At 60.4% G+C, this 22,779-nt stretch carries 19 protein-coding genes and 1 pseudogene; 12 read left to right on the forward strand and 8 right to left on the reverse strand.

Features of this window, described 5'->3' with window-relative positions:
• The first annotated feature begins 199 nt into the window (after nucleotides 1-199).
• From BLT65_RS27980 to BLT65_RS27990, 3 genes are all read left to right on the forward strand, one after another.
• Nucleotides 200-1,237 carry a hypothetical protein gene (locus BLT65_RS27980; protein ID WP_091783546.1) on the forward strand — a complete coding sequence of 346 codons (1,038 nt, stop codon included), beginning with the start codon at nucleotides 200-202 and terminating at the stop codon, nucleotides 1,235-1,237.
• Nucleotides 1,238-1,549: 312 nt separating this feature from the next.
• Nucleotides 1,550-2,731: a porin gene (locus BLT65_RS27985; RefSeq protein WP_091783549.1), complete on the forward strand. Its 1,182-nt coding sequence runs from the start codon at nucleotides 1,550-1,552 to the stop codon at nucleotides 2,729-2,731.
• Nucleotides 2,732-3,021: 290 nt separating this feature from the next.
• The gene (locus tag BLT65_RS27990; RefSeq protein ID WP_229515895.1) at nucleotides 3,022-3,777 is read left to right on the forward strand and encodes a DUF2459 domain-containing protein; all 756 of its coding nucleotides are present in this window, start codon (nucleotides 3,022-3,024) and stop codon (nucleotides 3,775-3,777) included.
• 227 nt (nucleotides 3,778-4,004) lie between these two features.
• Here the strand turns inward: BLT65_RS27990 and BLT65_RS27995 are convergent, their stop codons facing one another.
• Nucleotides 4,005-4,928 (reverse strand): LysR family transcriptional regulator, encoded by a 924-nt coding sequence (locus BLT65_RS27995; protein ID WP_042311942.1) that lies wholly within the window; start codon nucleotides 4,926-4,928, stop codon nucleotides 4,005-4,007.
• Nucleotides 4,929-5,072: 144 nt separating this feature from the next.
• Between BLT65_RS27995 and BLT65_RS28000 the strand changes: the two genes are divergently transcribed.
• The 3 genes from BLT65_RS28000 to BLT65_RS28010 all read left to right on the forward strand — a co-directional run bounded on the left by BLT65_RS28000 (nucleotide 5,073) and on the right by BLT65_RS28010 (nucleotide 8,596).
• Nucleotides 5,073-5,936: an amidohydrolase family protein gene (locus BLT65_RS28000; protein ID WP_091783555.1), complete on the forward strand. Its 864-nt coding sequence runs from the start codon at nucleotides 5,073-5,075 to the stop codon at nucleotides 5,934-5,936.
• 150 nt (nucleotides 5,937-6,086) lie between these two features.
• Complete coding sequence (locus BLT65_RS28005; protein WP_091783557.1) at nucleotides 6,087-7,388, forward strand: dicarboxylate/amino acid:cation symporter; 1,302 nt, start codon at nucleotides 6,087-6,089, stop codon at nucleotides 7,386-7,388.
• A 146-nt stretch (nucleotides 7,389-7,534) separates the two neighbouring features.
• The gene (locus BLT65_RS28010; protein ID WP_091783560.1) at nucleotides 7,535-8,596 is read left to right on the forward strand and encodes a porin; all 1,062 of its coding nucleotides are present in this window, start codon (nucleotides 7,535-7,537) and stop codon (nucleotides 8,594-8,596) included.
• Between the two features lie 83 nt (nucleotides 8,597-8,679).
• On the opposite strand, the gene BLT65_RS28015 is transcribed toward BLT65_RS28010, so the two are convergent.
• A complete protein-coding gene (locus BLT65_RS28015; RefSeq protein WP_091783563.1) occupies nucleotides 8,680-9,267 on the reverse strand; it encodes a hypothetical protein in 588 nt (195 codons plus the stop codon).
• Between the two features lie 452 nt (nucleotides 9,268-9,719).
• Nucleotides 9,720-10,469, reverse strand: a complete 750-nt coding sequence (locus BLT65_RS28020; protein WP_091783566.1) for a GntR family transcriptional regulator — start codon at nucleotides 10,467-10,469, stop codon at nucleotides 9,720-9,722.
• A gap of 152 nt (nucleotides 10,470-10,621) precedes the next feature.
• On the opposite strand from BLT65_RS28020, the gene BLT65_RS28025 reads away from it, so the two are divergent.
• Nucleotides 10,622-11,992, forward strand: coding sequence for a class-II fumarase/aspartase family protein (locus BLT65_RS28025; RefSeq protein ID WP_091783684.1), 1,371 nt, complete (start codon nucleotides 10,622-10,624; stop codon nucleotides 11,990-11,992).
• A 27-nt stretch (nucleotides 11,993-12,019) separates the two neighbouring features.
• A complete protein-coding gene (locus BLT65_RS28030) occupies nucleotides 12,020-13,432 on the forward strand; it encodes a cation:dicarboxylate symporter family transporter (RefSeq protein ID WP_091783569.1) in 1,413 nt (470 codons plus the stop codon).
• Between the two features lie 63 nt (nucleotides 13,433-13,495).
• Here BLT65_RS28030 and BLT65_RS28035 read toward each other — a convergent pair whose 3' ends face one another.
• Together BLT65_RS28035 and BLT65_RS28040 are read right to left on the reverse strand one after the other, a co-directional pair.
• Nucleotides 13,496-14,893 carry a mercuric reductase gene (locus BLT65_RS28035; RefSeq protein ID WP_091783572.1) on the reverse strand — a complete coding sequence of 466 codons (1,398 nt, stop codon included), beginning with the start codon at nucleotides 14,891-14,893 and terminating at the stop codon, nucleotides 13,496-13,498.
• A gap of 124 nt (nucleotides 14,894-15,017) precedes the next feature.
• Entirely contained in the window at nucleotides 15,018-15,557 is a 540-nt protein-coding gene (locus tag BLT65_RS28040; RefSeq protein WP_091783575.1) for a carboxymuconolactone decarboxylase family protein, read from the reverse strand.
• Nucleotides 15,558-15,668: 111 nt separating this feature from the next.
• Between BLT65_RS28040 and BLT65_RS28045 the strand changes: the two genes are divergently transcribed.
• From BLT65_RS28045 to BLT65_RS28065, 4 genes and pseudogenes are all read left to right on the forward strand, one after another.
• On the forward strand, nucleotides 15,669-16,634 hold the full coding sequence (locus BLT65_RS28045; RefSeq protein WP_091783577.1) for a cupin domain-containing protein: 966 nt from the start codon (nucleotides 15,669-15,671) through the stop codon (nucleotides 16,632-16,634).
• Between the two features lie 123 nt (nucleotides 16,635-16,757).
• Entirely contained in the window at nucleotides 16,758-17,816 is a 1,059-nt protein-coding gene (locus tag BLT65_RS28055; protein ID WP_091783580.1) for a DMT family transporter, read from the forward strand.
• A gap of 124 nt (nucleotides 17,817-17,940) precedes the next feature.
• A complete protein-coding gene (locus BLT65_RS28060) occupies nucleotides 17,941-19,518 on the forward strand; it encodes an ATP-binding response regulator (protein ID WP_244186653.1) in 1,578 nt (525 codons plus the stop codon).
• Nucleotides 19,519-19,694: 176 nt separating this feature from the next.
• Nucleotides 19,695-20,842, forward strand: a pseudogene (locus BLT65_RS28065) (cytochrome d ubiquinol oxidase subunit II).
• 143 nt (nucleotides 20,843-20,985) lie between these two features.
• Here BLT65_RS28065 and BLT65_RS28070 read toward each other — a convergent pair.
• From BLT65_RS28070 to BLT65_RS28080, 3 genes are all read right to left on the reverse strand, one after another.
• Nucleotides 20,986-21,432, reverse strand: a complete 447-nt coding sequence (locus BLT65_RS28070) for a D-Ala-D-Ala carboxypeptidase family metallohydrolase (RefSeq protein ID WP_091783586.1) — start codon at nucleotides 21,430-21,432, stop codon at nucleotides 20,986-20,988.
• A gap of 76 nt (nucleotides 21,433-21,508) precedes the next feature.
• Nucleotides 21,509-22,381, reverse strand: coding sequence for a hypothetical protein (locus BLT65_RS28075; RefSeq protein WP_091783687.1), 873 nt, complete (start codon nucleotides 22,379-22,381; stop codon nucleotides 21,509-21,511).
• 53 nt (nucleotides 22,382-22,434) lie between these two features.
• A complete protein-coding gene (locus tag BLT65_RS28080; RefSeq protein ID WP_091783589.1) occupies nucleotides 22,435-22,773 on the reverse strand; it encodes a hypothetical protein in 339 nt (112 codons plus the stop codon).
• Between the last annotated feature and the right edge of the window lie 6 nt (nucleotides 22,774-22,779).

Genomic DNA, 22,779 nt, shown 5'->3' on the forward strand with positions numbered 1-22,779 from the left:
CACTGCGTCATTCGCATTGCGGACAGTCACAACCACCACCAGTAACAGGCGTGTGAACCAGCAGAACTTCGTGCCCCAAACTGGGCCTCTATCCTCGCGGTAAAGCGGCCACATAGTTCCACTTGAATCGAAAGTCGTGCATTGCTCCGGCTGGAAGGCATGGGAAGATTTCCCAACGCTCCAACAACGGGACTGCGTCATGTATATCCGGTTCGACAAGGCGAGGTGCAACCCGCCGCAGTACCTGCCAGATCGACTGAAGCGTCCGTCGTTGTCGCGATACATGCGGGCAGCTGCCTGCGGCCTTATCGTGACCCTGCATCCTGTACAAGGGTTCGCGCAGGCCACGCCAGGACCTCTGTCCAGCCAAGCCGTCGTTGGTGGCAACGTCAAACGGCATGCCGATGCCGTGCTTGCCGTCATGACCTACACGACGGTGCCCGATGTTACGACCAGTTCGCTCTCGATCAATAGCGGCACCACCGGCAACCCCAGTTTCGGTCAGTCGCAACTCGGAGGCGGATTCACGATCAGCAAGTCCTTTCCGTTGTATGTTGAAGGGACGATCGCCTACAGCCGCTACGATCCGACCTTCGTCGCCACGGACGGTGCCGAGCAGCGTCCCGTGCCGACAAAATGGAACACCTTCAGTGGCACGGTCGGCATCGGCTGGGATTTCCGGATTACGAACGAACTGGTATTCCGCCCGATCCTGAACGGTACGATCGGCCGCGTGTCGAGCGACCTGAAGGTAGGGCAGTCAATCTTCAATCGCGTCACCGACCGCGACCTTCAGTTTCTCGAGAACGGGTCGCTGGACGCATATGGTTACGGCGGCTCGTTGATGCTCGACTATGAGCACTATCGCGATAACTATGAAATCGACGCTGAACTGCGCGCGACCGATATCTATCTTCGCAGCTTCGGGAGTTCATCCGATGCCGTTCAGGGCTCGGCCATGGCGCAGCAAGTGAGCCTGTGGACACGCTGGCGTGCGCCAACCGGCTGGCACGCGCTGGACCGGCCAGTACGTTACGTGCTCGAGTTCGCCTACTCCCATTATTTCGGTGACAGCGCGGGGGTGCTCGGCTTCAACGAACTGACTTCACTCGGCGTCGGCCTGGAGCTTGATAGCAGCAGATATCCGATCATCGTCACCAGAACACGCGCAATGGTGCGGTACGTGTTTGGACATAACGTCCACGGCGTGTCCTTCGGATTCGCCATGAGTTTCTAAGCGGGAATTTACCCGGGGAAGGGACTACGGGCGTCTCGTGGGCCTGCCAACGCAGACAAAAGCCACCGGACGAGGGGATGTCCACGGCTAGCTGCGTTGTCGCGATCTGGGGGTAGGTGGGGGATCTTCCAGGACGCAGTTCAACCGCCATATCTGAAGTTGGCGGTTCTGACTTCGGTCGCATAGAGTTTAAAGAACATCGCGCCTTTTCCTGACGATGATCCCCACGGTGCCGCGCCCTGCAGGCATCTACGTCGGCGTTCAAAGCGTCGCAGGAGAATCGTTTCTCGCGGTCTTGGGCTGGAGCAAAAAATGAATAAGTTACTTATAACCGGCGCGACGACGATGATCACACTGGCCAGCGTAGCAGCGCATGCGCAAAGCAGTGTCACGCTTTACGGGCTAATCGACGCGGGTCTAACCTACACGAACAGTCAGATCACCGGGACGGGTGGCGGACACAGCAACTGGGAGATGACGAGCAATGCGGTTCAGTACAGTCGCTGGGGCTTGCGCGGGGCTGAAGACCTCGGCGCGGGGTTGAAGGCCGTCTTCACCCTGGAGAGCGGCTTTAACCTGAACAACGGGCAGTTCTCGTCGAGCAACCGCATCTTCAATCGTCAAGCGTATGTCGGTTTGTCGAGCCGCGAGTATGGCGCGCTCACGCTGGGCCGCCAAACCGACAGTATGGTCGATTTTGTCGCGCCGCTTTCATTGACGGGCACGGAGTTCGGCGGTACGCACTTCGCGCACCCGCTAGACAATGACAACCTGAATGATTCGTTTCAGATTAATAATTCCGTGAAGTATATGAGCCCGGATTTCGGTGGCCTCAGGTTCGGTGGGCTTTACGGCTTTTCCAATCTGGCGGGTGGATTCGCGAACAATCGCGCCTATAGCTTTGGCATGTCCTATGTATGGGGCGCACTGAACTTCGGTGCGGGTTACCTCCAACTCAACAGTTCTGCGCGCACGCCGGGACAGTTGAATACAAATGGCGCAGTCACCGACACAACGGGATCGTCCTTGCAGGGCGCGCGCTCGCCGACCGATGTGCCTTTGGGCGTGCTGGCCAGCAGTCAGAAGACCTTTGGTGCTGGCGTGAACTACACCTTTGGCCCGGCTGTGGCGGGTTTCGTGTACTCGCACAGCAAGTTCGCCCAATTCTTCCAGACCGGGCTGAGTGGAACTTTCCAGAACTTCGAGGGCAACTTCCGCTATGCGCTGACGCCGGCGGTCGAACTTTCGGGCGCATACACCTATTCGCGCGCGGGCGGAAACGGAGGCGGCGGCATTCCCCATTGGAACCAGGTGAGTGCGATGGGCGACTACCGCTTCTCGCGGCGCACCGATGTCTACATTCAGGGAGTGTGGCAACGGGTGAGCCCAAGTGGCACTTCGCCATTGGGCGTGGCGTGGATTAACGGCGTCACCGCGCCGTCATCCACGAGCAATCAGGTTGAAGCAACCGTGGGCTTGAGGCATCGCTTCTAATACCTCAGGAACGACCGCATTGCCTGAAAAACCGTAGTTCACTATGGATTCGGTCGTCGAGGTCACTGAGAATATTCACAATTGTCGTCTTCACACGCTGGTCAAGGCGGCTTAAGGATGGTCAGCAGACCTTAGAGCGGCCGTGTTGCTGGACTGCGCAATGACGGCTTGTAGCCGACTGTACGCGTTCAATGCCAAGCCTCATGATCTACCCGTCAGAAACATTCGCCTGGGCCAGTGGCGCCTTTGTGACGGCATGTCGAATGCCTCTTGCCTGAGTGTCTTGGTGGTTGCGTGAACTCGCCCGTGCCGGCGCTGACTACACTTCTGGGATGCGCGACGCCCATCATCAATCCCATATGACGCGAACGGTAAGGCGGCTGGCCGGGTTCGCGCTCGCCCACGCCGCCTTTCTTGCTGGCTGCTCGACCATCCCGCTCACGCCCACCAGCGGACCGCCGGTGACCACCATCGACGTGGTCGAGCGCGGCTGGCATACCGATGTCTGCGTGCAGGTGCGGGACGTGCCGGACCTGCAGGCCTGGCTGGCACAGGACTTCGTCGGTGCGACCCATCTGTGCTTCGGCTTCGGCGAACGTGAATTCGCGATGACGCGGGAGCACAGCATCCTGGCGACGCTGTCGGCCCTGTGGCCCGGCCCCGGCGCGATCCTGATGACGGTGCTGCGCGACACGCCCGTCGCCGCCTACGGTGCCGACAAGGTCGTCACGCTGCAGGTGGCCGCGGCCGGCAAGGCGGGCCTGGCCGCCTACCTCGACCGGTCGGTGCAGCGCGACAGGCTATCGCACCCCGTGCGGCTCGGCGACGGCCCCTATGCCGGCAGCCTGTACTTCGGCGCCACAGCGAACTACGCGGGCTACTACACCTGCAATACCTGGACCGCCGACGCCCTGAGGTCCGCGCAATTGCCGGTGGACGGCGCGATACTGTTTGCCAGCACCGTGTTTCGACAGGCGCGCGACGTTGCCGCCTGCCAGCATCCCGGCAACTTCATTGGCACGGACCCGGCGTGCATACCACGGTAGAACCTGCCGGCACGACGACCGTGTGAGAGTTCGGCTGAGGCGAGGAGTCGCTGCTGCTCAACGAGATGCAGCCGGTCAGGGTCAGCAGAGGTAGCAATGCCAGCGAGCGCGCAAAGAATCTGAACCTTGCCATGACGATCTCCTGGTCAGGTCGGGCGGGTGCCGATGCGGGCGTCCGGAACCTCGCCTATGCCTGTCTGGAGTATAGGAAAGTCCGTCGACAAACATCACACAGCATTCCCGTACAACGGAAGAATCTTCGCTTCCAGCATCGCAATCGCCTGGATCGCCAGTTGCGACAACGTATGCTTGCTGCTAGTCGCTATCGCGAGGCGGCTGAAGAGCGTCGGTTCAGTGATCCGCATCACTTGAAAGCGGCGCTTGAGCGCATCGCTTGTCGTTGCGTTCAGCGATAACACCGCGTACCCGATGCCCTCGGTGACAAGGTCGAGAATCGACGTGACAGCATCGACCTCCAGTTCGATCCGCAAACGTACGCCTTGCTCCGCCGCTGCCGATTCGACCATCCGCCTGATCGCATGCATACGGCCAGGGATGACGAGCGGATAGCGCGCGATTTCCCGCAACGGAACGGCCGTCAATGGAGCAAGCGGCACATCGCCGCGCGCTTCGCCCGTATCAGGACCGATCAGGAACAACTCTTCGGTAAAGATGGTTCGCTTGTCGATCAACGGCGTATCGAACGTGTCGTACATGACGGCGACATCGATTCTGCCCATCATCAGCCATTCGATCAGATACGTGGATAAACCCTGCGCCACGGAAATGGTTGCGCCCGGGAACGTCGTCCGAAAGCTCTTGACGAGTTCGTGCGTCGCGACCTTCGCGAAGCTGGGCGTGATGCCGATGCCGAAATGGCCTCCGGGCGCGCCATGCAACCCGTCGAGGTCCTGCGACGCGCGCTGCACTTGCTGAAGGATGCCTTTCGCGTGCGCGAGCATCCGCTGGCCGGCGGGCGTCGGCGTCACGCCGCGTCCGTTGCGTTCGAGCAGCGTGTGGCGCAATTCCACCTCCAACTGCCGCACGAGCCGGCTCAGAGCGGGCTGGTTGGTGTCCAGCGTGATTGCGGCGCGCGTAAAGCTTCCAAGTTCAGCGACCTGAACGAATGCCTCGAGCTGCTTCAGTTCCATTGAAAGGTATGTGAATTTCACATATCAGCTAGTTGGGTATGGCAATTGTAGACAGAACCATGCGCCGTCACAATCCGCTCATCCAATCGCTCATTCAATCGAGTCCGCGCCGCACGCGGAACCTGCACAAAGAGACGACGTTCGATGAAATCCTGTTTGCCGCCCGATCCCCATCCCGTTCAACCGGCCCATGCGCTGCCCGCTGGCGCCTGCGACGCGCATTGCCACGTATTCGGCCCCGCCGACGTGTTTCCCTATGCGCCGGACCGTAGCTACACGCCTCCCGACGCGCCGTTCGAGCGTCTCGCCGCGCTGCATGATTTTCTTGGCGCGAGCCGCGGCGTGATCGTACAGGCCAGTTGCCATGGCACCGACAACACGGCGATGCTCGACGCGATTGCGCGCGGCAATGGGCGCTATCGCGGTGTCGCCATCGTCGACGGCAAGGTGACCGACGAACAGCTTGCTCACCTGGACGCACACGGCGTGCGCGGCGTGCGCTTCAACTTCGTCGCGCATCTGGGCGGCGCGCCGGATCTCGACGTATTCGACTCGGTGCTGGAACGTATCGAGCGGCTCGGTTGGCACGTGGTGCTGCATCTGGACGCACAGGACATCCTGCAATACGCGGAGCGGATTGCACGGATCAATGTGCCGTTCGTGATCGACCACATGGGGCGCGTGCGCGCCGAAGCCGGGCTGGATCAGCAGCCGTTCAGGCAACTGCTCGAGCTCCTGCGCAATCCGCTCGCCTGGGTTAAGGTCTGCGGCGCGGAACGCGTGTCCGCGGGACGGCGGCCTTTCGACGACGCGATTCCCTTTGCACGCACGCTGATCGAGGCCGCGCCCGACCGCGTGCTGTGGGGCACCGACTGGCCGCATCCGAATATCAGCAAGGACATGCCGAACGACGGCGAACTGGTCGATCTATTGTTCCGTTTCTGTCCAGACGCTGCGCTGCGCGAGAAGCTGCTGGTGACGAACCCTGCGCGCCTTTACGGGTTCTGAGAGTCCAATTTAAACACTACGCGTTGAACTGCCACGTCCGATGGCAGACAGACGGGGAAGCAGCATGCCCCGTCCTTTCGCTAACAATCCATGGTCAGGAGACACGATGATTCAGATGTTCCGGCAAGCCCTCCGTCGAGGAGCGACGTCATGAGTAACGGTGCAGTCATGACGTCGCGCACAACGGCGACGAAGAAACCTTTCTATCGCGCGCTGTATTTCCATGTGCTCGTCGCGATTCTGCTCGGCGTGCTGCTCGGCCATTTCATGCCGTCGCTGGCAGTGCAGATGAAGCCGCTCGGTGATGCGTTCATCAAGCTGATCAAGATGGTGATCGGCCCGATCATCTTTTGCACCGTCGTCACGGGCATCGCGGGCATGGGTGACATGAAGAAGGTCGGTCGCGTGGGCGGCAAGGCACTGCTGTATTTCGAAGTGGTGTCGACGTTGTCGCTGGTGGTCGGTCTCGTTGCCGGGCATCTGTTTCATCCTGGCAGCGGTTTCAACCTGGACCCGGCGAAGATCGATACGAAAGCACTGACGGGTTACACCACGGCCGCGCATCAGCAGAACACGGTCGAGTTTCTGATGCACATCATTCCCGATACGGTTTCGGGCGCGTTCACGTCCGGCAATGTGCTGCAAATCCTTCTGGTCTCAGTGCTGTTCGGCGCTGCGCTCGCGGCCGCAGGCGAGCGCGGACGACCACTCGTCACGATGATCGAAGGCTTCGCGCATACGTTCTTCGGCATCGTACACATCATCATGAAGGTCGCGGCAATTGGCGCGTTCGGCTCGATTGCCTTCACGATCGGGACGTACGGCATCGGTGCAGTGCTGCCGTTGCTGAAGCTGATCGGTGCGTTCTATCTGACGCTCTTCGTCTTCGTGCTGGTGGTGCTCGGCGCGATTTCGCGGCTGCTTGGTTTCAGCATCCTGCGTTTCATGGGCTATATCCGCGAAGAAATTCTGATTGTGCTTGGCACGAGTTCGTCCGAGGCCGCGTTGCCGCAGATGCTCGAAAAGCTCGAACGTCTCGGCTGTTCGAAGTCGGTGGTGGGTCTCGTGATTCCAGCGGGCTATTCATTCAACCTCGACGGCACAAATATCTACCTGACGATGGCGGTGCTCTTCATCGCGCAGGCATTCAACGTCGAACTCAGTCTGACCCAGCAACTGACGCTGGTTGGCGTGGCGATGCTGACGTCGAAAGGTGCTAGTGGTGTGGCGGGCGCGGCGTTCGTCATGCTGACGTCGACGTTGCTGGTGTTCCCGCTGATTCCTGTATCGGGAATGGTGCTGATTCTCGGCATTCACCGCTTCATGGGCACCGGGCTCGCGATCGTCAACACGATCGGCAACGGTGTCGCGACGCTGGTCGTGTCCGCATGGGAACACGAACTCGACCGTTCCAAACTGAACGCCGAAATGCTGCGCCGGCGCGCGGGATGACCGGCTAGCCAAACAACAAAACGCCTGAGTGTTTCGTGGTCTGCGTGTGCGTCGAGCACACGCAGCGGGACCACTCGCGCCTGAAAAATACAAACCGTCTGGAGACGCAGTTGAAGTTAACTAGAAAAAGCAATCAGCAAAACGCGTTGGGTTTCAATGTTCGTTGTATTCGTTGTGCCGCAGCAGCGTGGTTCGCGGCAACGGCGGGTGTCGCCCATGCCGACGCCTCGCAAGCCGCTGCGGGCGCGGCAACGATGACATCGCCGGGGGTTCAGATGTACGGCCTTATCGGGATGTATATCGACAGTTCGAAACTCAGCACGACTCGCGCGAGCACCGTTCAGATGGGCGGCGGCGGGATGACGACGTCGTTCTGGGGCATGCGCGGGCGCGAAGATATCGGCGGCGGCAATGCTGTTGTCTTTTCGCTCGAAGGCTTCTTTAGACCGAACACGGGACAAAATGGACGGAATGCGACGGACGGTCTGTTCTCGCGCAATGCCTATGTCGGCCTGACTGGCGCATTCGGCACGGTGAAGCTCGGCGAACAGACCAACCCGACCTATATCAACCAGCAGTTCGTCAATCCGTTTGGTTCGTCAGTGGTGTTTTCGCCGTTGATCGTACAGTCGTACACGGCGAGTTACAACAATACGCAAATCGGCGACACGGTCTGGCAGAACGCTGCCGAATATGTGTCGCCCAGTTTTGACGGCCTCACGGGCACCGTGATCTATGGCGTGAGCAGCACGACGGGGCATCAGGGACGGGACAATCTCGGCCTGCACCTGACCTACGTGAACGGACCGGTGACGGCCGTTTTCTCCGCACAACGGGTGCGTTCAGTTGCAGTTGCGCCGTCGACGGGACAGTACCTCTATCTGGTGGGCGCCGCCTACGACGCCCGCTTCGTCAAGGTCTACGGCGCCGCGCAGATGACCAGCAATAACGACGTGGAAACGGGCTCGCATACGTATGAGCTGGGCGTGTCGGTTCCGCTGTCGCCGTCGAACGTTATCCTCGCCGAGTGGGCTCGTACGAAACACAGCGCGCCACTCGATCGCAGCGATGTACGCAATACAGGCAGCCTCGCGTACGACTATATTCTTTCGAAGCGCACCTATGTGTATGCGGTCTACTCCTATGACAAGCTGACGGGCAATCCTTCCGGCAGTACTTATGGAGTCGGCATGCAGCACAGTTTCTAGGCTGCAGTTATTTCGCAGAAGGCGCAGGCTCTAAAGGCGGAAAGCCTGCGCCCATGACCAGGCATGAACCATCCGCGACTCGACTAGCGGAAGCCGTAGACCAGAATCTTTCTGCCCTCGAAGTACTCTTGTACACCTTGCTCGCAATCCGTTGGACACTTTACTTCGCCGTCTCCGCTCTTACCTGACACGGTGACCGCCCTGTAGACAACGGATTCGACGAGCGTCCCATCGGAAGCGACGACGATGTTCAGATCAGTCTCGACGCCGGCGGGCACGGCTCCGCCGGCGGTATAGACGATTTTCATGGTGCCGGTGCAATCGGGGTTCACCGTGTAAGTACCGTCCTGTTTTGGATTGAATGTCGTCTTTCCCCCCTTTGGCAATCCGCCGATCATGCCGAAGTCGGTGCGGTCAAATTTGCCCGTACCGTCAAACGTCACCAGGGCGACGTCATCGAGGATCGAAGGGGTGGCATACGGATGCAACGTACCATCGGCAGCTTTCAATCCAAGAATCACTCCGTGACCGATAAACTCAAACGCTCCCTTTAGCGTTGCGTTCGAGCAAAGGCCGCCATGGCCGTCGTGGTCGCCAGCCTGCGCGGCACCGCTGAGCAAGAGAAGCGCAACGGCCGCTGCCGATAAAATGCTTGCATGCTTGATCTTCATGGTCATCTCCTTGTCACCGAATCAGGCGCGTGAGATCACGGCGCGCAGTGGCCCATTGCCTGGTTGCAGTAGGCGCCCAATTCAAACAACTGAAATTAATAATGGCCGCAGTGATACCGCGCTGCCGCCATCTGCGGAGCAAGCTGTGAGAGAGAACGATGGGCCGTCAGTGCAGCCAGGTGTTCTGGAATGGGAAGCAGGAAAGACTTAAGCGTGGGCCAAAGTAATGAATGGCGAAACGCTTCACCAAGCGGTCATTTTTTCACTCGGTGTCGGCAGACACGTGCAGAAGGGATGCACAAAATTCCGCTCGATAATGACTTCGTGGGTCGGCTACGCCTTTAAGGTCGCATAGCTGAATTGAGTGTAATCCACGATATTCGCAGGTGCCAGATGGATTTGGCATAAGCGGCCAGAACCGTCGACGGCTCAATCGACAGGCATCGGACCCGTCAGATATTTTCCTTCGCCGAAACCGCTGACCGCTTCAATCGCATCGAAACGGAGAAGCGTTCGGCGGGATGCAAACTGACCGACACCTCGAACGCGACGCCCGACGAGTCCAGATAACGACGCACGATCTCCAGCGCCGCAGTGCCTGCATCGACCCGCAACAGCTCAGCCATTTCCGGCGAGACGTTTACGGCGTGAACGTCCTGCTGGATCTCCGTCACGCATCGGCCGTAGCGCGCTTCAATCAGCGCGCTGATCAGCGTATCTGGTTCCTCGCGAGCGGCCTCGGCGATGTCGGCATAACCGGGATCGATATACACATCCGTCCATCCGATCGGCGGCCGTCTGCCATCGCCGTCGACACGCAGACTCGATATGCGTAGCCAGCGATCGCCCTCATCGCATCGCAAGACCTTGGCCAACGGACCCGCCGCCGCGATCTCCGCCGTCGACTGCACGACGCGCTGGTGTTTCGAGCCGAACTGAACCAGATCCTCAACGGACGCCAGCGAAGGGCGGAAGTCGTTCTTCGGTTGTGTCGACTCGACGCGCGTGCCCGCGTTTTTCCGGCGCGACACGAAGCCGAGCTGCTGAAGCTCATGCAAGGCGGCGCGGATCGTGTGACGGCTCGTCTTGTACTGGTCGCGCAGTTCCAGCTCGGTCGGCAGATACGAGCCGACCGGGAAGCGGCCGCTGGCGATGCCCTGCGTCAGGTCGCGGGCGATGTCGGCGTAATGGGGTTTGTTCATATCGGGTGACGGGCAGCGCTGATCCAGGGGTAAATCATAACTTGAATCATATGTTCGAACATATTATCTTGAATATGTCCGGACATATTGAGGCGTCAGTCACTCTGTCCCGCAATTTCTTCAAACCCGTTTTGATCGAGGCCCCGCCCGCCATGAACAGCCGCTCCATCCCTTCTTCCAGCACCGTCTTCGATTCGATCCTGTTTCGCGACGCGTTCGGCACCGCCAAAATGCGCGCCGTGTTTGCGGATCACGCGCTCGTGCAGCGCTATATCGATGTCGAAGTCGCGCTCGCCAAAGCCGAGGCGCGCGTCGGCGTGATCCCCGCCGACGCGGCCGAAGTGATCGCACGCGAATCGCAGATCGAGCGCATCGACTTCGACCATATGCGCGAGGAAACGGACATCGTCGGCTATCCGATCCTGCCGCTCGTGCATCAGCTCGTCGGCATGTGCGGCGAGGCGGGGCATTACGTGCATTGGGGCGCGACGACGCAGGACATCATGGACACGGCCGTGTCGCTGCAGGTACGCGACGCGCTCGATTCGATCGATGGCGACATCCGCGAACTGCGCGGCATCCTCGCCGACCTTGCGAAGAAGCATCGCGACACGCCGATGGCGGGCCGTACGCACTTGCAACAGGCGCTGCCCGTCACGTTCGGCTACAAGGTCGCGATCTGGCTGGCGATGTTCGACCGGCACCAGCAACGCATCGCGGAGATGCGCAAGCGCGTCGCCGTCGTCGAATTCGCCGGCGCGGCGGGCACGCTCGCGTCGCTGGGCGACAAGGGTCTCGACGTGCAGAAGGCACTCGCGCAGGAATTGAAGCTCGGCGTGCCGGCCACGACATGGCACGTCGCGCGCGATGGTTTCGCGGAGGCTGTCAATCTGCTCGCGCTTGTCACGGGCTCGCTCGGCAAGATCGCCACCGACATCATGATCATGGCGTCGAACGAATTCGGCGAAGTGTATGAGCCGTTCGTGAAGGGACGCGGCGCGAGCAGCACGATGCCGCAAAAGCGCAATCCGATTTCAAGCGAACTAATGCTGGCTGCGGCGAAAGCAGTGCGGCAACAGGCGGGCTTGATGGTAGACGCGATGATCCAGGACTTCGAGCGCGCGACGGGCCCGTGGCACGCGGAGTGGATTGCGATTCCCGAGAGCTTCATTCTGACCTCGGGCGCGCTGCACCAGGCGAAGTTCGCGCTCGGCGGACTGATCGTCGATACCGAACGCATGAAGCACAACCTTGGCATCAGCAAGGGGCTGATCGTCGCCGAGGCGGTGATGATGCAGATGGCGCCGATCACGGGCCGCCAGCAGGCGCATGACATCGTCTACGACGCATGCCGCACGGTGAACGAGCAGGGCGGCACGCTGGCCGAGGCGCTGGCTGCGCTGCCTGAAGTGACACGCCATTTCGATCGTGACGCGATCGACCGCATGACGGACCCCGCGAACTATCTTGGTCTTGCACCGCAGATGGTCGACCGCGCACTCGCGTTGTCCAGCGAGATCTGACCAACGATCTGTGGAGGAGCACACACCATGACGAACGACAACGTATCGCGCGACGATTCAATTGCGCCGCCCGCCAGGCGGCCCTGGTATCGGAAACTGGGCATGCAGGTTCTGCTTTCGCTGGTGCTCGGCATTGCTGTCGGATTGATCTTTCCGAAGTTCGGCGCGCAGCTGAAGATTCTCGGCGACGTCTTTCTCGCGCTCATCAAGGCTGGCGTCGCGCCGCTCGTGTTCCTCACGATCGTGCATGGCATTGCATCGGCAGGCGATGTGAAAAGCGCAGGGCGGGTGGGCTGGCGCTCCATCGTGTACTTCGAAGTCGTGTCGACGATTGCGCTTGCCATTGGTTTGCTGGCGGGCAACTTGTTGCAGACGGGCAAGGGCATGACGGCCATCACGCCGGGCGCGATGCCTGTCATTGCCGCGAAGGCCGCGCCGCAAGGCTTCACGGAGTTTGTGATGCATCTCGTGCCGGACAACTTCATCGGCGCGTTTGCGAAGGGTGAACTGTTGCAGGTCGTCGTGTTGGCCGTGATGGTGGGCATCGGTATTCTCGCCATTCCCGAGAGCCGGCGCGTACGCATCAACGAAGGGCTCGACCTGATTTCGCAAGTGCTCTTCTCGTTCATCAATCTCGTGATGAAGCTCGCACCGCTGGGCACGTTCGGCGCGGTGGCGTTCGCGGTCGGCAGCAACGGCACGGCGGTGCTGGTCGCGCTCGCGCAACTCGTGCTGAGCTTCTATGCGGTGATCGCGTTGTTCATCGTCGTGGTGATGGGCCTCATTGCGAGGCTCGCGGGCTTCAGCATGTGGCGGTTCCTGCGCTACATCAAGGACGAGATATTGATCGTGCTCGGCACGGCGTCATCGGAAAGCGCATTGCCGCGGCTGCTGATCAAGCTCGAACGCCTTGGCTGCGCGAAGCAGACGGTCGGACTCGTTCTGCCGACAGGGTACGCGTTCAATCTGGATGGCACGTCGATCTTCATGTCGATGGGTGTGATGTTCATCGCGCATGCGTACAACGTGCCCATCACGTTCGAACATCAGGTCGGCATCCTGCTGCTGATGCTGCTGACGTCGAAAGGCGCGGCGACGGTGTCGGGCGGATCGTTCGTGGTGTTCGCGGCGACGGTGACATCGACGGGTATCTTGCCCGTCGAGGGACTTGCCGTGATCTTCGGCGTGTACCGTTTCATGTCGATGGCGATTGCCACCTGCAATACGATCGGCAACAGCCTTGCGACAGTGGTTGTTGCGCGGTGGTCCGGCACGTTCGACACCCAGCGCGCGCATCGTCATCTTTATCCCGAGCGTTACCCGGATACGGCACGCGAAGACGCAGGACTGGATGATGGCGATCTGCTTCCGGATGGTGCGGGCAACGGCGATCCGCGTCCTTCAGCCGTGTCGTTCAAGCGGGCTGGTGCTTCACACTAAACGGTGTCTTGAGAATGTGGCGCGCGCCGGCTCGCGCGCCACACCTGCGCCTCAGAAGATCTACTACGCTGCTCTTGCCGGCACGTTCGACAGAAGCGGCCCCAAACCTTCAGCGAACGTCAGATGCGAGATGACGGCGTCGCGGAGCTTCTGATACGGAAGCTCAGCCAGCATCGCTGTCTGCATCGATGCCATCACTTCTCCCGCTTCCGGGCCGATCATCGTGAATCCCAGGATGCGGTCATCGTTGGCGCCGACGAGAACCTTCATAAAGCCTTGTGTTTCATCGGTCGCTTCGGTTCGAAGTACATGGCTCATCGGCAGTGTTGCAACCCGAACCGCGACACCGTGACGGAGCGCATCGCTTTCATTCAGCCCCACGCGTGCAAGCGGGGGATCGGTGAACAGCGTGTACGGAACCAACCGGTCGCTTGTCTTGCGATCGCCGCCAGCCATGTTGTCGCGCACGATCCTGAAGTCGTCCACCGAAACGTGCGTGAACTGCGGGCTGCCCGCGACTTCGCCGATAGCCCACACGCCCGGCATCGAAGCCTGCAACCGCTCATTGACGCGAATGTATCCGCGATCGTCAAGCTCGATGCCTGCCTGCTCCAGACCGATGTCGGCCGTGTTCGGGACCCGTCCTGCCGCAATGAGAATGTCGCTGCCGTTAATCGCCTGTTCACCGGCAGCGGTGCGCAATACGACGCGAACATGCGTGCCAGAGCGGCCTTCCACACTCGTGGTTTCGGCATTCAGCACGACATCGATTCCTTCCGCACGCAGAATGCGAAGCATCTCTTCGCTGACGTCCACGTCTTCACGTGCCATCAACCGGGCGCCGCGCTCGACGATCGTCACGCGGCTACCGAAGCGGTGATAAGCCTGCGCCATCTCGATACCGATGTAACCGCCGCCGAGCACGATCAGATGCGCTGGCGCGTAGTCAAGGTCCAGCGCGCCAATATGAGTCAGCGGCTCGGCGGCTCGCAAGCCCGGCAGATTGGGAATGGCTGCGTGCGTGCCGACATTGACGACCACCTGCTCGCCGCTGAGCGTGCGCGTGCCGCCGTCGTTGAGTTGCACCTCGATCGTCTTCGGCCCGACGAACCGGCCAACACCCATGATGAGTTCCGCGCCGCTCGACGCATACGCCTGCACATGAAACGCTGCTTCGCGTTCGATCATGGCGCGCTTGCGTTCGCGCACCTTCGCCATGTCGACAATGACGGGGCCAGTCGTCGTGCCAAAGTCGGCGGCATGCCGCGCCAGGTGCGCAACGCGCGCGCTCCAGATTTCATTCTTGCTGGGCAGGCAAGCGACGGCGGGGCATGAACCGCCGACCCACTGCCGCTCAACCACGGCGACGCGTTGTCCCGCTCGTCCCAGATGCCACGCCAGGAGCTTGCCGCCCTGGCCGCTGCCGAGAATCAACGTATCGAAATGTTCAACTTGAGACATGACATCCTCCAATTCATTTGCGAGTTAATGTGGCCGATGTGGCAGTGATCCGGCTTTTTGCCGGACAGCAATGAAGAACAGAGCGTCACGTCTCGCGTGACGCATCCGCCCGGTTACGCACCTGTCACTTGACCGGCGGAAAATCGACGTCCGTGTCGTTGATGCGATTGAACGTATTGGTGAAAATGGTCATCGCGATTGCCAGCGATATCTCGGCTAGCTGCGTGTCGGTGTAACCGGCGGCGCGAATGGCTGCCAGTTCGCTTTCGCTGATCGTGCCACGCGTGGTCTGCAGGTTCAGCACGAAATGGATGAGCGCATCGCGCCTTGCATCGCCCGTCGCCTGGCCCGCGCGAATCTGACGAAGCGCTTCGGGCGAGAGGCCCGTCATCTTCCCCAACATCGCGTGCGCGGCCACACAGTAGTCACAACCTGTCTGCTCGCTGACAAGCAGCTTGATGGTTTCCAGGTCCTGCTTGCTGAGACTGCTGGATGCCAGCGCGTCTTTGGCGTCCAACGCGCCGTTCAATGTCGCGGGCGCGAGATGACCCAGCGCCGCGAACAGGTTCGGTACGCTGCCGCCAGCGATTTTCCGGACCCGTGCGTAGACTTCGGCGGTGGCGCCCGTGGCGTTCGTAACAGCGGGGATAGCGATGCGACTCATGATTGACCTCATTCAGTGGTGGTTAGGAGCCTCCACTTTATGGTCGCTGGATGATCTTGTTGAGCCTCTGAATTCGCAATATCATGCTCAAAAGTATCAACCGAGGTAGCTATGTCACCCCCACTTGATTGGCTCAGCCGTCTGCTCGGCATGATGACGGTGCGCGGCCAGCTTGAACTTCGATGCGCCTATGGCGCACCGTGGCAGGTCGTCTACGGCGATTCGGATGCGGGGGAAATGCCGTATCACATCGTGCTCGGCGGGACGGCCATCCTGGAGACGCCGGGCACGGGCAAGCCGCAGCATCTGAGTGCCGGCGACATCGTGATGTTGACGCACGGCTCCGCCCATATCCTTCACGATGGTGGGGGAGCGAAGCCGAAGCCTGCACGTGAACGCGAAGCGTTGAACCTGATCATCAGCGAAAACAAAGGCACGGGTGAGCGTCTGGATATGCTCTGCGGACGAATCGTGCTGGCGCCACCACATGACCGCTTTATTCGTGCGTACCTTCCGCCGCGACTCGTGATCCGGACATCGGCGGCGGAGGGTTCCTCGCACGGCGAGACGCTGACCCAACTGCAAGCGCTTATGGCGCTCATGCGAGCGGAATCGGGTGCGGACAACCTGGGCGGCTACGCGATGCTCAATGCGCTATCGACGGCGCTCTTCGCGCTGGCGCTACGTATGTCCAGCGAGTCTGACGAGGCGCCGACGGGGCTGCTGGCGCTCGCTGGGCATCCGCGTCTGGCGCCTGCGCTTGCGGTCATATTCAACGAACCCGCCTATCCGTGGACCCTGGCTGAGTTGTCCGGGCTCTGTAGCATGTCGCGCGCGACCTTGCTTCGTCACTTCCATGAGAAGGTGGGACGCTCGCCCAACGAGCTGTTAGCGGATGTCCGGATGGCGCTGGCCGCGAACGCGTTGAAAAAGCCAGGCGTTTCGACCGAAGTCGTCGCCGAGGGCGTCGGCTACCAATCCGTGGCTGCGTTCAGGCGTGCCTTCACGCAACACCTGGGCATGACGCCAGCCGAGTGGCGCCGTTCGGAGCTGGAGAAGCAACAGGGCGGCGTATGAGTCGAAGCAGGTTTGGGATGACCCCGCGTGACGGTGCAAATGGCATTGAGACGATTGCGCAACGGGTGGTACGCTACACTGGTTATTCAGGCGCTCGTCGCGCACTTGTACAGTTCCCATCCCATGAATTCCCGATCCAGCGCGATCTTCACCGCGCTTGCCGCCGCAGCGCTCTTTGGCGCCGCGACTCCGCTCGCCAAGGCCCTGCTCGGGTCAATGTCTCCCTTCCTGGTTGCAGGCCTGTTCTACCTCGGCAGCGGCATCGGGCTCGGTATCGGCATCATCGCCCGGCGACTGCGAACGTCGGCTAAGGAAAATAACAGTCACGGGATCAGCCGGGCCGAGCTGCCCTGGCTGCTCGGCGCCATTGCTGCTGGCGGCGTCGCTGGCCCCGCGCTGCTGATGCTCGGGCTGTCGAGCACACCGGCGGCTACCAGTTCGCTGCTGCTGAATCTCGAGGGCGTGCTGACGGCCGTGATCGCTTGGGTCGTGTTTCGCGAGAACGTCGACGTTCAGGTGTTCCTTGGCATGGTGGCTATCGTGGCCGGTGGCGTGATGCTGTCGTGGCAACCGGCCGAGGCAGGCATTCCCGGTGGCGCGCTGTTGATCGTCGCAGCGTGTCTGTGCTGGGCAATCGACAACAACCTCACGCGCAAGGTTTCGACTAACGATGCGATGGTGATCGCGTGTCTGAAGGGGCTGATTGCAGGGCCGGTGAATCTCGCGATTGCGTTCGCGACGGGCGCGTCGCTCCCCGCTGCTGGTATGGTCGGCGCCGCGATGACAACGGGACTTGCCGGCTATGGTGTAAGCCTCGTGCTGTTCGTGGTTGCGCTACGTCACCTTGGGACGGCACGCACTGGCGCATACTTTTCCGTCGCGCCACTTTTCGGTGTGGCGCTCTCGCTCCTCATATGGCCCGAACTGCCGCACCTGTCTTTCTGGATCGCCGCAGCCTTGATGGCGCTGGGTATCTGGCTGCACGTCCGCGAGCGGCACGAACATCAACACACGCACGAGTGGCTCGAGCATACGCATCGGCATCGTCATGATGAACATCACCAGCACGAACACGACTTCGTCTATGCCGGTGATGAGCCACACACGCATCCTCATGTGCATCTGCCCATTACCCATTCACACGCGCATTTCCCGGACGTTCACCATCGACATTCGCACTAGTGCGGAGAAGCTCGTGAAATGACGCTGCGCCCCGGTAATCAGCGCGGAAGCCCAGGATGCTGACGATAACGCACCGATGCAGCTCGCTGGCGTGCTACCCTTGACCGGAGCCTGACCGGTTCTCGTGACACTGGCCCGCCCCGGCAACGACTGGCAATGGTGCATGCACAATTTACCGGAAACAGACCCGCCGCTCGCCGGCTGGTCGGAACTGATCCTCAACGTCGACGACAATGACGCCGCGCGGCTTGCCAAAACGCGCGTGCTGCGTCGTGCGGGCTTCGACGTGCTCGAAGCGTCGACCGGTGAGCAGGCGCTGGCGTTGGTTACATCGCACAAACCTGCCGTCGTCCTGCTCGACGTGCGGTTGCCGGACAGCGATGGCGTCCACGTGTGCAAGCGAATCAAACAGAATCCCTCGACGCGGTCCGTACTGGTCCTTCAAACTTCCGCGGTCCTGTTGAGTGCCTCTGACCGGATTCGCGCCCTGGACAGCGGCGCCGACAGCTATCTGACAGAGCCCGTCGAAGCGCCTGAGCTTGTCGCCAATGTCCGTGCGCTACTACGCCTGTGGCGCGCCGAGCGCGCACTTCACGAGGCGGACCGTCGCAAGTCCCAGTTCCTCGCGACGCTCGCGCACGAATTGCGCAATCCGCTCGCCCCGATCCGCAACGCGCTGGAACTGATGGACCCGAGATTCCAGACGAGCCCTGCCGCAGCGCGCGCCGCATGGCAAACGGTCGGGCGACAGGTGGAACACCTGTCGCGCCTCGTCGACGACCTGCTCGATGTTTCGCGTCTCGCGCATGGAAGGCTCACACTCGATCGCACATCGGTCAATGTGGGTGTGGCCATCGCCACGGCAGTCGAGGCCAATCGGCCCGATATCGATGCGAGGCGGCAACAGGTTTCGATACATCTGGAGAATGAGGGATGCGCCGTTTTTGGCGATGACGCTCGGGTCGTTCAGATGCTCGACAACCTCGTGTCCAATGCGACGAAGTACGCGCCAGACGAAAGCGAGATTGAAATCGATGTCGGGCAGTCGCAAGGCATGGTGTCGATCAGGGTGCGTAATCAGGGCGTCGGCGTCCTGCCAGAAGAACAGGAAGCGATCTTCGAGCCATTCATCCAGTCGCAGCGAAGCGTTGCTGCGTCGCAGGGCGGGCTCGGGATAGGCCTGTCGCTGGTCCGTGCGCTTGCCGTGCTACATGACGGAACGGTGACGGTCCGGTCGAAGGGAGCGGGGACGGGGGCTGAGTTTGTGCTGCGTCTGCCCGAATACATAGGATCGACATCGCTCGCTTCGTCACAGGCAGAGGGCGCGTTGGTGAACGACAGCCGCTCCCGAAGCATCCTGATAGTGGACGACAAACTCGATGACGCCACGTCGCTTGCCGCGTTGCTCGAATCGCGCGGGCACCGGGTGCATATCGCGGGCTCTGGTAACGCCGCGCTGATCCTCAACGGGCAGGTTACGCTCGATGTCGCGATCATTGACGTCGGCATTCCGCCGCCAGATGGTTATCAGATTGCCCGGACTATCCGGGCACACCCCATCAGCGGAAGTGCCGTACTCATTGCCGTTTCAGAATCCGCGCAAACCCGCGACGGACGTGACTGGCGTGCGGCCGGCTTCGACCACCATCTCGTCAAACCGGTTGTGCTTTCCGACGTATTGCGGCTTGTCGATGGGGCTTGAGCGGGGCGAAGCGTCACCCGTGCCCATTCCGGGGGCGGCGCGGACTGATGTGCTTAGTCCAGAGATCATGCGCTGCTATTTCTAAACCGGACCAGTCAACTTGGTGGAAACCGGATCAATTCCCGGTCCGCACGGTCGCGACAATGGAGCTTCGGAAACCACAACCGGACTCCATGATGGATATCGCGACTTGCTGGGCAGCAATCATTGCCTTCGGCGTCGGAATGTATATCGTACTCGACGGATTTGATCTCGGCATCGGGATCCTTCTTCCGTTCTTTTCGTCCGAAAGCGAACGTGAGCGTCTATTCAGCAGTCGTTTTCCAGTGTGGCGCGGTAACGAGGCATGGATGGTGTTCGGCGGCGCGTCGCTTTACGCTGCGTTTCCAACGGTCTGTTTGGTTTTGCTTTCCGCGCTCTATTTGCCATTAGTCACGATGGCACTTTGCCTGATCTTCCGGGGCGTGGCCCTTCAGATCCGGGCAAAGGCCGGAAGGTCGCGTCAGTTGTGGAATGGGGTCTTCATTTTCGGATCGGCAGGCGCGACCTTTTTTCAGGGCGTCATGCTAGGCGAATGGCTATCGGGGATGCGTGTAGCAAACGGACATTTCGTCGGAAATGAATTCGATTGGCTCACACCTTTTTGCCTGTTCACGGGGCTTGCGCTTTTGATAACGTATGCGCTGCTTGGCTGCTGCTTGGCTGCTGCTGGCTGATTGCGAAGACCGAAGGAGAACTGCAGCGCAAGCTCTACAGAACCTTTTTGCCGTTGACGGCACTTCAGCTTCTTACGATGATCGGGCTGCTCACTGGTCTTGTGTCACTGGTGATGTATGGTCTTCTTGGTTGCTGCTGGTTGATCTCAAGGAGCAAAGGGGAGTTGCAGCGCAAGCTGTATCAAGTCGTTCTGCCGTTGGCTGCACTCCAACTACTTATGATCGTCGGCCTCGGTATGAAAACGGAGATGAACGCTCCGACGCTTGTGGCTCGATGGTTTGACTGGAACGTCCTGCGTTGGCTGCTTCCTGTACCGCTGCTGCTCGCGGCTGCCTCATGCGGTATGTACCGTGCTGTCGCAGCGCTTCGCGGTATCGCGCCTTTTGTCATCGCACTACCGTTTTTGTTACTCGGCTATATTGGCTTGCTGATCGACATATGGCCTTTCTCTATCTTCGCCGGAGCGAGTATCTGGCATGCAGCCGCTCCGCGATCGAATGAGGTTTTCAAGCTCGTCGGTGCCGCGATGATTATTCTGATCTTGCTGACCTACACTTTGCCTGGTTATCGGTTTCCTGGACGCGCGCGAGATCTTTGTGACCTTTGAAAGCGCGACGCCAATCCAGGCGCGCAGGGCTACGCGTATTCCGGCGATACGATATGCGAACGTCGAGCGCCCAGCCGGGCGCGTCACGCTCTTCGGATGTTCGCCGTGCAGCCGAAATTGAACTCCAGCCGCTGCCTGACGGGCTACGCGAACCCTACTGTATATGTCGTCGGACCGCCGCCGAAATGTGCCGTCAGCAATTGGCGGCGGTTGGGTGTACCGCTCTTCGGCAAACCGAGGTGAACCCAGGTGTGTTCGAAGATCAGTTGGTCGAACACGAGCGTGGACGTCTGCAACAGCCGGCAAATGTCGATCGGGGTGCCGTATTGCGGTGCGATGAAATCCACCGCGAGACCATAGATGTGCGCGCTGTCGACGGCGCCTTTGACGGCCTTGTTCAACTGTGGCGAACGATAGCCCGACGAAACGATGATCGGTTTTCCGATCAATGCACGCACCTTTTCCAGTACCTGTGCAGTGTTCTTAAGATTGACGATGATATCGGGACCGGGGACGTTTGAGATGTTTTCTCGCGACGCGGTCTGACTCGCCACGAACTCTTCCAATGTGAAATGTGGGCTTAGGTCCATGATGTCTGCCTCGATAACATCAGAAGTAAAAGCGTGCCTGACAGCAGGCTGAGAGTCGGTACACGCGTCGTCATCCTCACGCCAGGATATTCCTCGCGGCGACCTCCGCGCAAAAGCGCCCGGCAATCTGCCCATATCCCGAGGAGGTCGGGTGAATTTCGTTTAACCAGTCCGGACTGCTGATTCGCGGATCGGCGTCGGTCGGCGTCAGTATTCCGAGCGTTCGGATGATATGGAAATTCTGCAAGCCCAGTCCGCTCGCTAGATCAAATAGCCGGTCAATGAATTCCTTCGCCAGTGTTTTCCAGTCATCTGGCGGCACCTCGTACGCCAGCAACGCCGGATACAGCCACGGCCCGAAATGCAGGCCCGCACCCACATTGCGCGGCATCGGATAGTCGTAGGTGTGCGTGATGATGGGCATGTTGCGGTTTGTCTTGCTGGCGGCGCGCATGGCGTCCAGGGCCGCATACTGGGCACGAAGATGCTGGGCAAACAGTGCCCACCCGTCCTCGGAAACGTATGTTTTGCCTGGCTGCTCCCGCTCGGATTTCGTCAGCATGAGTCGGTCGCCGGGGCTGTGTGGCGTTCCGTGAGCATCCGTCGGGGGGACACCTAGCGCGTCGATCAGGTCATTGCCGCCAGCCGATAGCAGCATGGCGTCCCACGGACGCTCGCGTGGCCCACACAGATAGCTCGCGAACCACGGGTCCCGACGCCATTCGACCATGTGGGCAAGCGTATCGCCCGGGTCGGCGCAGTTCACGATGATCGCAGAGTGTCCGAAATCCAGATGTGGCAGCAACGATGACGTCCGAAACAGGTTCAAGCCATTGATCGAGAACCACGAGTCACCTTGCGCCAGCATCCGGTATCGGACTGACGAGAAGTCCGGCGCCATTTCGCTGTCAACCTGCGATGCAGGGACAATCTGCGGTCTGTTCGGCATGACGCCTCCAGCTGGGATCGTGTACTCTTGCACGGAAGACGGGATACGAACGCTCATCCGCCCGCGCCTGGTACGGGCATCTTCACGCCTGCTAGCGTCTCGATAGCGTCGTAGATCGATTTCACTACCGCGTTGTAGATCTTTTCGATTTCAACTTCGACGATCTGCACAAAAGTAGTCACGAAACGCCTTGCCATCTGATCGAGTCCATCCAGATAGAACATCTTCTCGGCGGCCGTGAAGGCATTGGCCTCGATCATGTCCGCAACCAGTGCGGACTGCTGCGTGAGGGCTTGCAACTGCGCTTTTGAAAACCCGGCGATCATCGTGACGTCATTACCCGTGACCGTTTTAACGGTCGGGGAAATGTTCTTCACGAACGCAATGGACAAGTCGCT

The sequence above is a fragment of the Paraburkholderia steynii genome, assembly GCF_900100565.1.
Taxonomy (GTDB): Bacteria; Pseudomonadota; Gammaproteobacteria; order Burkholderiales; family Burkholderiaceae; genus Paraburkholderia; species Paraburkholderia terrae.

What these genes read in the sequence shown, in the direction of transcription:
- BLT65_RS28005 (WP_091783557.1), top strand. Translation starts at nt 6,087, where the DNA reads ATGAGTAACGGTGCAGTCATGACGTCGCGCACAACGGCGACGAAGAAA.
- BLT65_RS27980 (WP_091783546.1), top strand. Translation starts at nt 200, where the DNA reads ATGTATATCCGGTTCGACAAGGCGAGGTGCAACCCGCCGCAGTACCTG.
- BLT65_RS28045 (WP_091783577.1), top strand. Translation starts at nt 15,669, where the DNA reads ATGTCACCCCCACTTGATTGGCTCAGCCGTCTGCTCGGCATGATGACG.
- BLT65_RS28040 (WP_091783575.1), bottom strand. Translation starts at nt 15,557, where the DNA reads ATGAGTCGCATCGCTATCCCCGCTGTTACGAACGCCACGGGCGCCACC.
- BLT65_RS28020 (WP_091783566.1), bottom strand. Translation starts at nt 10,469, where the DNA reads ATGAACAAACCCCATTACGCCGACATCGCCCGCGACCTGACGCAGGGC.
- BLT65_RS28000 (WP_091783555.1), top strand. Translation starts at nt 5,073, where the DNA reads ATGAAATCCTGTTTGCCGCCCGATCCCCATCCCGTTCAACCGGCCCAT.
- BLT65_RS28030 (WP_091783569.1), top strand. Translation starts at nt 12,020, where the DNA reads ATGACGAACGACAACGTATCGCGCGACGATTCAATTGCGCCGCCCGCC.
- BLT65_RS28035 (WP_091783572.1), bottom strand. Translation starts at nt 14,893, where the DNA reads ATGTCTCAAGTTGAACATTTCGATACGTTGATTCTCGGCAGCGGCCAG.
- BLT65_RS28025 (WP_091783684.1), top strand. Translation starts at nt 10,622, where the DNA reads ATGAACAGCCGCTCCATCCCTTCTTCCAGCACCGTCTTCGATTCGATC.
- BLT65_RS28070 (WP_091783586.1), bottom strand. Translation starts at nt 21,432, where the DNA reads ATGGACCTAAGCCCACATTTCACATTGGAAGAGTTCGTGGCGAGTCAG.
- BLT65_RS28055 (WP_091783580.1), top strand. Translation starts at nt 16,758, where the DNA reads ATGAATTCCCGATCCAGCGCGATCTTCACCGCGCTTGCCGCCGCAGCG.
- BLT65_RS27995 (WP_042311942.1), bottom strand. Translation starts at nt 4,928, where the DNA reads ATGGAACTGAAGCAGCTCGAGGCATTCGTTCAGGTCGCTGAACTTGGA.
- BLT65_RS28015 (WP_091783563.1), bottom strand. Translation starts at nt 9,267, where the DNA reads ATGAAGATCAAGCATGCAAGCATTTTATCGGCAGCGGCCGTTGCGCTT.
- BLT65_RS28075 (WP_091783687.1), bottom strand. Translation starts at nt 22,381, where the DNA reads ATGCCGAACAGACCGCAGATTGTCCCTGCATCGCAGGTTGACAGCGAA.
- BLT65_RS27985 (WP_091783549.1), top strand. Translation starts at nt 1,550, where the DNA reads ATGAATAAGTTACTTATAACCGGCGCGACGACGATGATCACACTGGCC.